The organism is Chitinophaga sp. 01L420 (assembly GCF_056399985.1).
In genome coordinates this window covers 1-12,599 of the sequence record NZ_JBFTSK010000085.1, presented here as the reverse complement: position 1 = coordinate 12,599, position 12,599 = coordinate 1, and the positions used below count along the sequence as shown (strand labels likewise).

Genomic DNA, 12,599 nt, shown 5'->3' with positions numbered 1-12,599 from the left:
CCTGTACTACCAGAGGTATAAATCACATACAACAATTGTGAAGCCGACGGACGAGGCAGGGCGGATCCGGCATCGCTCAACAAATCTTCGTCCAGTGAAATCACCTGCGCCGCTGTTGAGGGCAACAATCCCCTACAACTACTACTGCTCACGATCACCGTTGCTGCGGTATCTTTTAAAATATAACTGATCCGTTCCATAGGATAATCCTGTTCAACAGGCACATAAGCACCGCCAGCCTTCAATATCCCCAGGATGCCCACTACCATATCAGCAGAACGCTCTATGAACAGCGGTACTAACGTATTAGCCCCTACGCCGTTTTTGCGGAGATGAACCGCTAACCGCGTAGCACGTGCGTCCAGTTCCTCGTAACTCATAGCCTGGCCTTCAAACACCAGTGCAGTGGCCTGCGGGGTACGGGCTACCACTGCCGCAAACATATCCAGGATCGTTTCATCCGTTCCGGGTAGCCTCACCTGGTTATTTGCAGATAACAGCAGTTCACGTTCAGCCGTTGTTAACAGCTCAATATCATTGAGCTGCTTTACTTCATTATCAATTACCTGCAACAGTACATGATGGAACTGTGCAGCTATCTGCTGCACATAAAACGTATCCAGCAGATCACTGTTATAACTGAATAATAGCCTGGTAGTTTCTCCCGTATGAATGATGATCGTTAAAGGATAGTTGGTATGCGGATGGGCCTCCAGGTTGGTCATTTTCAATTGCCAGTCTTTTAATGCCAGCACACTGTTCAACGGGTAGTTCTGAAACGTGATGGATGTATCGAACAAATCACCTGTTATACCGGTGCTTTGCTGAATATCCTTTAACCCTGTGTATTGATATTTACGGCATTCCTGCTGATTTACCTGAAGTTGCTGTAACCATGCAACAATATCATTCTCCGGCTCCACGGTAGTATGCAATGGCAGTGTATTGATAAACATACCTACCCGTTGTTCCATTCCCGGCAATTCTTCCGGGCGGCCGGCAACTGTAATACCAAAAACAATATCCCTGCGGCCGGTATAACGGGACAACAGATAGCTCCACACTCCCTGCATCAACGTATTTTGTGTGATACGATGACGGCGGGCATACGAAGTAAGCCTGTCAGTCGCGATAGCATCCAGCTGTAACAGATGTTCCCTGTAAACGCCCAATCCTTTTGTCCGGCCGGCCACAGTGCCAATGAAAGGCAACAAGCTTCCTTCACTGATCTTGTTCAGATAATTACCCCAATACTGCAATGACTGTGCTTTATCCTGACCGTCCACGAAACGTATAAAATCTTCAAACCTGTCTTCCGTTGTGATGACCGGCTTACTGCCAGTAGTGACAGTCTCATAATACTGCAGCAGTTCTGCCAGCAACACCGGCAATGACCAACCATCTAACAGGATATGATGGAATGTCCATAATAACCGGTAATGTTCATCTTTCAGGCGTATCAGACAATAGCGCGTCAGCGGAGCTTCGCTAAAATCAAATCCCTGACGCCGATCTGTTTCTTCATATTGCGATATGGCGTCCAGCTGTTCGCTTTCGTTCAGATGGCGGTAATCCAGCACGGTTACCGGTAGTTTCACCTCCCGGAGCACACACTGAACAGGAACACTGAATTCATCGTAATAGAAAACACTGCGTAAAATAGTATGCTGTTGTACCAGGTGTTGCAGGCCCTGTAAGAATATTGTTTCATTTAATGTACCCAGATCACAGGTTAATTGTTCCAGATAGACATCTGCTTGCTGATTATACAATGAATGAAACAGGATACCCTCCTGTAAACCGCTCAGCCGATATAAGCCGGTTATTTGCTGACGCCTTGGAACACCTTTGTAAGGAACATCCAGGAATTTATCCAAGGCTTCATGACTGATATAGGCACCCAATCCATAATCAGCAGGTGTAAATGAAACAGCCTGCTGTGAGGCACAATGCGCGATCAGCATTTGCAGGTTTGATAAATAATGGGAAGCCAGCTTTTCTATATCAGTCATGTTATAGTGCCGGGTACTATAACGCCAGTTCAATACCAGCACTCCGTCCTGGATATAACTGTCAATAACTATTTTCTCCTGAACAGGATGTGCCTCAGCGGCAAAAGCATGCAGCGGGTCCATGGAAGCACTCAGATAGTCATTGCGACTCAGCAGGCTATCCAGTTGCCCGAGGTAATTAAACAGGATATCCCAGGGATTATTCCCCTGCAGGGAAGGTACTTTGTTGATGTATTTCAATACCCCATATCCGATGCCCTTATCCGTTACCTTACGTAATTGTTCTTTCACCTCTTTTATCAGTGCTGAATGGTCGGCTGTTTGCATCTCCAGCAATACCGGATACATGCTGGTGAACCAGCCTACGGTACGGCTGTTATCTATGCCGGCGGCAATGTCTTCCCTGCCGTGCCCTTCCACTCCCACTACTACACTGTGGCTATTATTCCATTCATTGAGTGTTAGCGCGAGTGCACTCAATAAAATATCATTGATCTCTGTGTGATAGGCCTTAGGCACTTCCTGCAGCAAACGTTGTGTCCGGACTGCATCCAGCCGGACTTCCAGCCGGTCAACATCAGCCGTGGCAATGCCGCCATCATAAGTATGTGCTACCCTTAACGGGGTATATTTTCCAGCGATTTTTTCCCAATAGGATTGTTGGTTTAATAAATGGGGCAACCTGCTATAGTTTTCCAATACATTGTACCACTGACGGTAAGAACTACCTTTGTGGCTAAGTACACCGGTCATTTCAGGTGCTGCTGTATTCAGCAGCAACACTACATCTTCCAATAAAATCCTCCAGGAAACGCCATCTACAGCAAGGTGGTGAACTATCAGCAGTAAACGGTGATGTTCTTCTTCCTCCGGCGTGAGCAATAGTACTGCGCGGAAAAGGATACCTTTTTCAATATGCAGACTACGCTGGTATTGTTCCTCTTTCGCTGCAATGGCCGACGGTAATACCGCCGGGGCGGTGTCACGCAGGTCGAGAATTTCCAACGGAGCTTCATAGTCGCCGTAGAACTGTTTCCAGGTGCCATCGGAATATTTATACCCGAAACGCAGCGCATCGTGATGGCGTACCAGTTGTGTAATAGCCATTGAAAGTTTATCCGTATCGGTTGTTTTAGTTACTTTCAGCAGCACACTTTGGTTAAAATGGGTACTGGTATTGCCTGTTGTTTCAAAATAAAATTGCTGTATGGGTAACAGTCCGCTGGTACCGGTAAGTAATCCCTGCTCGCCTGTAAGTGTGCTATTCTCCTGCAACAACAGGAATGAAGAAAGTGCAGCTATGGTTTGACACGCAAATAAATTACGGGGTTGCAATGCATAACCCGATCGCCTTGCGCGGCTTACCAGCTGGATCGTAACGATGGAATCGCCACCTAATTCGAAAAAGTTATCGTATATGCCTACCCGTGATACACCCAGCAATTCCTCCCAGATAGCTGCCAACGTTTGTTCCCGTTCATTGCGCGGCGCCACATAATCCTCTTCCAGCAACACATTCATATCCACCGCAGGCAAGGCTTTTTTATCTATTTTTCCGTTTGTGCCAAGCGGTAATTCATCCAGTGGTATCAAAAAGGATGGCACCATGTAACCGGGTAATTTTGATTGTAAAAAGACCAGGATAGCGCTTTTATCAAAATCACCCCGGGGCACCACATAACCTATCAACCCCTGATTATCTTTCCTTGGCACTACTACCGCCTGGCTTACCAGCTCACATTGCAGCAACAGACTCTCTATTTCACCCAGTTCGATACGATAACCACGGATTTTTACCTGGTCGTCTTTCCGGCCCAGGTATTCGATATTCCCATCCGGTAACCATCTTGCCTGGTCACCGGTACGATACATTCTTGTATGCCCTGTTTTTAGAAATGGATTATTAAAAAATCGCTGAGCCGTTAATTCCGGACGATTCAGATATCCACGTGCCACCTGTATCCCTCCAATGTGCAATTCTCCCGGCACACCTATAGGTGTTATGTTGCCGGATGTGTCCAGAATGTACAAGGGGGTATTGGCAACAGGTTTACCGATAGGTACTATTTCAGGGATACTGCTGTCTTCCGGCGCCGGCCAGCAGGTTACATCTATTGCCGCTTCTGTAGGGCCATACAGATTATACAAACCTGCAGGGATCTTCGTTTGTTTGAAAGCCTGTACCTGCTGCGGCAACAAGGGTTCGCCACTGCAAAGTACACGACGTAAACAGGAGCAATCCCCTGCAGCAATATTTTCCAGGAAAACATGCAACATGGAAGGCACAAAATGGATGGTAGTAATCCCCTGCCGGATGATAATTTCCTTCAGATAATCAGCATTCTTATGTTCTTCGGGTAACGCAAATACCAGCCTGGCTCCCGTGATCAGCGGCCATAATAATTCCCATACAGATACATCGAAACAAAAAGTATTTTTTTGCAATACGGCATCGGTACTATCAAGATGAAAGTAATCCTGTGCCCATAGCAAACGGTTTAACAACCCTCCGTGCTCATTCATTACGCCCTTGGGCTGACCAGTAGTGCCGGAAGTATAAATTACATACGCCAGGCTGGCTTGGGTAAGCGAATTGGGTGGCGCGGTGCGGGGATAAGCCGCTATACTGCTGTTGTCGCCATCCAATGTGATCACCCGGATATTGTCTGCCGGCTGTAAACGCGGAGCAGACGCCATAGTAGTGAGTACGATGCCGGCACCGGTATCTGTGAGCATATAACCTATCCTTTCCGCCGGATAATCAGGGTCGATGGGTACATAGGCACCTCCGGCCTTTAATATGCCCAAAATGCCTGTTATCATCTCTTCAGAACGTTCCAGGCAAACAGGCACCAATGTTTCTTCTTTTACCCCCTGACTTTGCAGGTAATGCGCCAGTTGATTGGAGCGCTCATCCAGTTGCCGGTAACTGATGGCAGCCTCTTTAAAAACCGCGGCGATTGCATCGGGAGTACGTGCTACCTGGGCGGCGAACAGATCCAGCCAGGTTTTGTCGCCAGGATAGGCTACCGCAGTATCATTGTAGGTTGACAACAACCTATGTTCTTCCTCTGGCAGGATACTGATTTGTCCAATAGGATCCTGCAAACCATTCTTAAACTGCCGTAAAATATGCATAAGACGGCTTGCCAGTAACGGCATCTCCTCCGCTGAGAAGAACTGTTCCTGGTAATCCATTCTTAACTGTATAGGCTGTTGTTTGCCGTAATCTTTCCACATCAGTTCCAGTGGAAATGAGAGGTCCGGGTTAGATAATGTGGTGGTGGTGGCTTTTATATTTCCTTCCATCTCCAGTTCCATATCCAGCAAGGCATAGTTTACGATCACCTCAATCAGGTAATCGTTGATATGGCCGATCTGCATCATTTTTTTCAGATCGCTGACCAGATAGTTCTGATAACGGTAATCTTCCCTTTGGGAAGAAGCGATCTGTTTCAGCAGTTCGAGCAAAGGAATATCCGGTTGATACACGCCTTTAAAGGGTATAACTCCCATAAACATACCGGCGATGGTACGTAATTGTTTCGTTCTCCTTTTATGTAAAGGAACACCAAAGATGAAGGACGTTTGCGATGTTGACGTAGCAAAATAAATCATTAAGGCAGCAATGGTTAATTGCTGCAAATTCACACCCGATCGTTTTTCCAATTCATCTATCCAGGCTTTGTCCTCCGCTGCAATATCAAGCAGGTAGGTTCCTCCCTGTTTCTGATGTGCAGCACCCTGTCTTTTCTTCAACACGCTATCCGGTTTTTCACCAATTCTGGCCTTCCAGTATACACCTTCCCTGGCATAGTCCTCAGAATCCCAATAAGTATGCGCCCTGATGGCTTCTTCTTTATAAGAAGGGAAATTGAAAATTGTTTCCACACCAGTTACCAGTGCATTGTATTTTTTTGCGAGATATTGGAACACCGCAGCCACCCCTACACCATCTGTTACGAGATGATGATATTTAAAATACCACCAATGTTCCTGATCACTGATCCTGATAAGATAAAACTCATACAGCAACGCATCCTCACCTAATTTAAAAGGGATGTTCAGCCGGTCTTTTATCCATAGCTCCATGGCAGCATTATTACCAGGTATGTCAGTGGCATCCACTTCCTGCATGTGATATGAAAGAGCGTTGTTATCAAAATACAGATGCGGTGTATCATCTGTGATACTGAATCTCATTCTGAGTGCATCGAATACCGCAGGCAATGAATAAACGGCGGCAATAAATTTTTCTTTATCAAGTGTACCTACTATTTTCAGGTAGCCACCTGTGTTATAATGAGAGCTGTCAGGATATATCAATTGATCCATGAAAATATCATGCTGTGCGGGATGGAGCGAAATCATCTGTTGGAACATATCATTTTATATTTTGAGTATGGTAAATTATTGAGTAGTGACAGGGACAGGCAAATAAAGCCCGCCCTGCGCCCTTTCAGGCAGCAGATCAGTAGTAGGCCGTTTATATAACGGCTATGTAACTAAATACCGGGGGGAACTATTCGGAGATAGTAGCAGATGGATAGTAACAAAAAGCTTCCGGTAATCTGCATGATTACACCGGTTGTTAACACACTTTACGACCCTCAAAGTAAAGGACATAGCTGTCGCAGATGTGAGTACATATTTGTTTCACACTATAAGGCTTCCCTACGATAATTAATTATGTAAAAGCTAATGGGTAATGTTTTGTAACATATACTCCAGCTTGCATAGAAAAAACCAGATTATATCTGGTTAGAAAGAAAAGTAAATTCAAATCATAAGCATCAGCGGATCTTTCCAGACTATTATGCAGATCTGAAAGAAGGCATGCTGATAGATAAAAATAGCAATCATTTACCCCATGTATATTTCAACCACCGGGTTATGATTGATGGACAGATATAGCTTCCACGTTGATGGCTGGGTTATTCTAAACGGAGCACTGCGGATATGGTTCAAAGGAACTAAGCTGATTTCGCCTCATAAAATACGAGTATTAAAATGTTAAGTCTCATTGACAATAAAAAAGTTTCCTGGATGTTGCGTTTTTTGTTGGGTTTCCGGTTATTGAGTTGGTGTCGGTTTTGTTGTAATTTTTTTTAGTAGTCGAAGAAAAGTATGACTAAAATTAGGAATAAAAAAACAACAATGAAATTTTTTTTTTAAAAACTTTTGGCTGACATAAACAGCGCATCACAATATGTATGTTATGCTGTTTAAAATAGCAGCATTTCAAACAGCATAACATATCCGGTTATTCAAGTTCACGGCAATTGGAAAGCAGGCGTCATAGTAGTGCCATCAGCTGCACCGGTAGGTGTTTCCACCAGTTTACGCGCCATGAGGGACAGCGCAAACATAGTCCCTACCGCTTCCTGCAAAAATCCGGGTTCCCCATTGAATGTACGATGTAATGCCTTTAACATGGCCTGATAGGCCTGTGCAAACTGTACAGACAATATTTGTGCACGGGAGTTTTCCGGATAATTAACCAGTTGCGGATCATCTTCTATAGGCCATACACCATTAACATCAAATGATATTTTAGCTCCTGTATAAGAAAAGCCACCACCTTTTTTTCGAACCAGATGATGTCCGTTTACTATTTCCGCAAACTTGTAGTAATGCGCCAGCTCACCATCACCATCCTCCGGATTGGAGGAAGACACCCCTTCTCCCTGATCTTTTATCTGTTCCAACGCAACCAGCGCATCCTGTAAATTCTTTATAGCGAACAACTTTCCTTGTCCGTTCCATTCCTTCACCTGTTTATCAATATTACCAAAAGTAATTTTCCCTGCCTTATTCAAATCAATCAATCCTCGTTTGATCTCATCATAAAACCAGCCAATGGTATAGGGATTTGTTCCTTCCGGCCATTGCTGATTCAGTGCTTTCATCCTGGTTTGAATCATTTCCTCCGGTTCTTCAATGGTCATAAAGGTATCACGGATATGTTCTATAGAGCAACGCCGTAAATGCACGGTGAGACCTGCTCTCAAACCTCCCGGCAATGCAGCGGGATAGCGTGGTACAAATCCGGGATGCACCATATCAGGACTACCACCGATAGCAATCAACAGGTTTGATACCAATGCCATATGCAGCATTTCTTCCATTACAATACCTCTGATCAATTCAGCCACTTCTATATTATATCCCTGTTTGATACTATACAAAGCGCACAGGTAAGGGGGAATAGTGGCATGCTCCAGCTCCAGTGCCGTTTGCAATGCCAGCTTCAGACTATCAATACTATCCAGTTTCATATACACCGGATTGTCCAGCCACTTCCGGATCATCTCCAGCTTTGCGGCAGAAAGGTCGCGCGTTACCGGCATATAATTAGGACTTGTGACCGGCAGCCTGAAAACATTTTTCATGACATGCAAACGCTGAATAACACTGGCATAGTTAGACAAGTCGACAATAGGCTTCATCACCGGATACAGATTGGCGTACTGCTGAAAAATAGGTTGTACATGCTCCATCCAGGTTGGTTCATCTGGCACCTGGTACCCGGAATATACTTTTGCCATAATGGTGTCATTACTCCGTATATCCCCTGCGGCATAACCAATATAATATACCTGCCCATCAATAAAATCTCTCGGTGTTCCGGGATCACTGGCGGTAACAGGTATTTCTGCTACACCATTTACATTAGTCATAACATTGGCAGGGAAAGCCAGGTGAGATGGTGCGCCCGGTTTAGCTCTCCGTCCCGGCACATTAAACAGCCGGATGGACTGGTTGCTGAACGGTTTTCCGAAAGCACTGGCATATATCCTGGCAGTTTGTTTTTCTCCGGGATTTAACCGGAAGGTAAATGCATCGGCACGCAGGAATGTCCCGGTGGTATTTTCCTGCAGCAATGTTCTGCCGGATGCAGAATGAAAGATAGCCAATGGATTTTGCTCAATTAATGCGGCTGTTGCAGGTGTAAAAGGAATGGATACAATACCGGCAGTAGCAGCATACCAATTGGTGTCTCCATAATTTATCTCTCCCAATAATACCGGTCCACCTGAAGCCGGCAATACAGCCAGATAAATCTGGTCTACATCAGCCAGTACTCCCTTCTCAGTAGGCAAACTATTCCCCAGGTCAACATGTACCACGCCATCACCCACTTTACAGTAAGCCGTGTTAAGACTAATACGCGCAGCAGGATTAGGAAACAGCGCCCGGCCATTTACAAAATGCAGCGGTTCATCCGGAAGATATCTGCCGATAGCTCCTGTAATCCTGCCAAAAAGAAAAGTAGCGGAAGCAGGATTAAAATCAAACGCATCCAGGTTGAACTTGATGCTCAGCTTGTCCGGCGCCTCTCCTGACGGCAGGCCTGCAGTCAGTTCTTCCAGGAAGCGGGATCTTATGTTATGATTCCATCTTCCAATATTTAAAACGCTTTGATAAACAGCACCACTGCCAACATCGCCGAAAATTGCATCCTGTGCACGTAACCAGTAATCACTGAAAGCCGCCACTTCATAGTCGCCCTGAAAAGCAGCATCATCGCCATTGCCAACTACTACCTGGAAGCCCCATAGTTCCGTTGTTTTTTCATCGGTATCCAGATCTGCCATTTTACCATCCACACGGCTGTCCATTCCGCTCAATGGCATTCCGATAATAGCATCTAAAGCCGCATCGTCGCAGGTAGTACCATCAAGGTAAGTAACCCGCTGAACTGTACAATTATACAATCGCCAGCTGCCGGTTCCATTAGGACTGGGACCTCCATTTCCTATCGGATAAGCAGGTAGCTGATAACTGGTCTGGAAATTATCATTATCATAATAACCCCTGGGATTATTAACTGTCGGGATATCGGACTCAAATTTTCCTGAAAAATGAAGCCGGGGAAATTGCAAATAGCTCATAGATAGTGTTTAAATTAAAGGTGTTCGATTAATGACATACTCATGCCACGGTTATAAAATGATATACACGTTGGATTTCGCCACAGGTGTATGCACCTGTCACGAATTAGTTGTAAGAAAGGGTTGTATGCAGGTTACTCAGCAACGAAAGCTCACAGCTTCCAGGCAAAGCCAGGAAATCTGTACAGTTAACTGAACAACCAATAAAAAAGAAGAGACAATATTAGGAAGGAGGAGAATACTGCTTATTAATTAAAAAATGCTTCCTGATGCCAACCGATAAAATTACGAATGCTTGTTTCATTTCTTAGTCCTTACGTTTCCTTAATAAATCCAGATTACCAATTATAACAACAATATAATGTGTTATCAGGCAGAGGTGGGTGTTACAAAAAAGATATCAGATACACACGGTTTTCATATTTCCTTTACGGCGTTAAAACTACAATGTGATAATGCGATAGGGTCGCAGTCTGATAAAGCTTAACTTATCAAAAAAATCTAAAAACAGTTACAATGATATATTGCATATTGCTTTAACCACCTTACATAGCGCAGATATTCTCTCAGGCTTTAATTTCAAGCATAGTCAGCCCTGCAAACAACTAATATTTTGGTTATCTTGCTACTGAAAAACAGGTTGTCATCTGATGGAAAAAAAACCTTCTTAGTGACAATAATATGCTATTCACCAATAAAACCCTTCTATTATGACAGTAGAACAAATCGCCTCCCGCCTCACAGAACTTTGCCGGGAAGAAAAATTTGATATTGCACAAAAGGAACTTTATGCCGATGATGCGATCAGCATAGAACCTTACGCCACGCCCGATTTTGAAAAAGAAACCAAAGGACGGAACGCTTTAACGGAGAAAGACAGAAAATTCCGCTCTATGGTGGAAGCCAGGTATGGCACTACTGTTTCAACACCATTGATCACGGGCAATGTGATCGCCTTCGTACTCACTATGGACATCAAAATGATTGACAAAGACCGTGTAAAGATGAGTGAGCTCTGCGTATATCATGTAAAAGATGGTAAAATTATTTCAGAGCAGTTCTTCATGTAATCATACATTTTCACATCGTTGATCAGCGACCTGCGGAAGCGTTATTTCGCAGCTGATTATTTAATTCATCGACCAGGATGCCGGCCCTTGAATCAACAACCCCTATCTCTCCGTGAGAAACGAGGTTTCTTATTCTGGTTACACGATTGAATTTATTGATTTGATCGCGGGTTAATATCCCTCTTTGAAAAAGCTCTCTTAAGACCTGCTGAAAATGCATGAACTGCTGGGGACGACCAGCGTCCGTACCCTGACCCGGAGTTTTAGCCAAGATGTTTCGTGCTGTTTTCTCCAATACAGCAAATTTCTCCAGGAACTCGCCTCTTGATACCGTACGGGAATTTCTAACATCAAATGATTCTTTATCGTTTTCAATTAATTTATCTGCTGTCTTTTCAATCTTCGACGGATTTACAATAAATATGACAAATACCATTGCCTGGAAAATTGTAAAAATATTAAGAACGCCGACAACAGCTACAAGGAATATGGAGAATACGCCTACATCAAATCCATTAAGATAGACGACCAACAAACTAAAAGTTATAGAAAGGCCGGTAAGCCATAGTAAAAATTTTAACCTCGAAAAATATTGCTTTTTAATATCGGCATAAATTTCAATAAGGGTTTCATCCTTTTCTACTTCTCTATCCATTCTTTCGTGGATAAAGAAAAATCCTGCCGCCAGAAAGCCGATTAGCGCCGCAATGGCCTGTGCAGAGGAGCTAAATGTCCAATAAATATTATCTTCTCCCTTGTACATGATATTAGCAATATGATAGTTACCAAAAGTTATTATAGCGGGAGTAATCGCTATTCCAGAGGGCTAATATAGAAAGAAACGGCCTTATTTGCCTCCTTAAAAGGCATTTGAAATTTATTAAGTAACTTTCCTTACACTAAAACAATATCCTATGGGTAAATTTGTTGTCTCCAAAAGTAGCAACGGCGAATTCCGTTTTAATTTAAAAGCAGGTAATGGGGAAGTAATCCTTGTTAGCGAGGGCTACACCTCCAGATCAGGCTGCGACAACGGCATTGAGTCCGTAAGAACCAATTCCCAGGTTGATGAACGGTTCGAGAAAGAAACTTCCACCAATGGGAAACATTATTTTAACCTGAAAGCTGCCAATGGACAAGTCATTGGTACCAGCCAAATGTACGAAAGTGCTGCTAGTCGTGATAATGGCATTGCTTCTGTCAAAAGTAATGCACCTAAAGCGACAGTAGAAGAAGCTTAGCGTAATTTGTTTGAAGTCCGGCTGGTCAGCATATGCGCTGACCAGCCTTTAGTTAGCTCCCACCCCTTCATTCCCCCAAATAAACACCGTTATGAAAAAACCGGGACGCGGAAGTAAAGTCATGTATACTCCCAATGCCATGCCCCCCGAAATCCAGGATTACTTTGGCATTTTATTTAACAACATAAAAACATACCTCCCCTATTTTTCCGAAGCGTTAACCAACAACATCATTAACAGTTGCGAGATATTCTTCTTTAAGCGTAATGATATTATACTGGACTATGGGGAAATCTGCCGGCACTGCTATTTCTGCATTAGTGGCATGGTTACGGCTAAATATCTTAAAGATGGTACGGAAAAGGCTAAATGGTTTTTCAC

Annotated in this window: 6 protein-coding genes; 3 read left to right on the top strand and 3 right to left on the bottom strand. The window is 44.0% G+C overall.

Going from position 1 to position 12,599, the window contains the following annotated elements:
• Positions 1-6,395 (bottom strand): amino acid adenylation domain-containing protein (locus AC1DP6_RS35470; protein WP_477059134.1); only part of this gene is annotated, 6,395 nt, incomplete at its 3' end.
• An 890-nt stretch (positions 6,396-7,285) separates the two neighbouring features.
• Positions 7,286-9,907 (bottom strand): ferritin-like domain-containing protein, encoded by a 2,622-nt coding sequence (locus tag AC1DP6_RS35465; RefSeq protein ID WP_477059133.1) that lies wholly within the window; start codon positions 9,905-9,907, stop codon positions 7,286-7,288.
• A 710-nt stretch (positions 9,908-10,617) separates the two neighbouring features.
• Between AC1DP6_RS35465 and AC1DP6_RS35460 the strand changes: the two genes are divergently transcribed.
• The gene (locus tag AC1DP6_RS35460; RefSeq protein WP_477059132.1) at positions 10,618-10,977 is read left to right on the top strand and encodes a SnoaL-like domain-containing protein; all 360 of its coding nucleotides are present in this window, start codon (positions 10,618-10,620) and stop codon (positions 10,975-10,977) included.
• 22 nt (positions 10,978-10,999) lie between these two features.
• On the opposite strand, the gene AC1DP6_RS35455 is transcribed toward AC1DP6_RS35460, so the two are convergent.
• Positions 11,000-11,740, bottom strand: coding sequence for a hypothetical protein (locus AC1DP6_RS35455; protein WP_477059131.1), 741 nt, complete (start codon positions 11,738-11,740; stop codon positions 11,000-11,002).
• 151 nt (positions 11,741-11,891) lie between these two features.
• On the opposite strand from AC1DP6_RS35455, the gene AC1DP6_RS35450 reads away from it, so the two are divergent.
• Positions 11,892-12,218: a YegP family protein gene (locus tag AC1DP6_RS35450; RefSeq protein ID WP_477059130.1), complete on the top strand. Its 327-nt coding sequence runs from the start codon at positions 11,892-11,894 to the stop codon at positions 12,216-12,218.
• Positions 12,219-12,309: 91 nt separating this feature from the next.
• On the top strand, positions 12,310-12,599 hold a 290-nt coding region (locus AC1DP6_RS35445), incomplete at its 3' end, for a hypothetical protein (protein WP_477059129.1).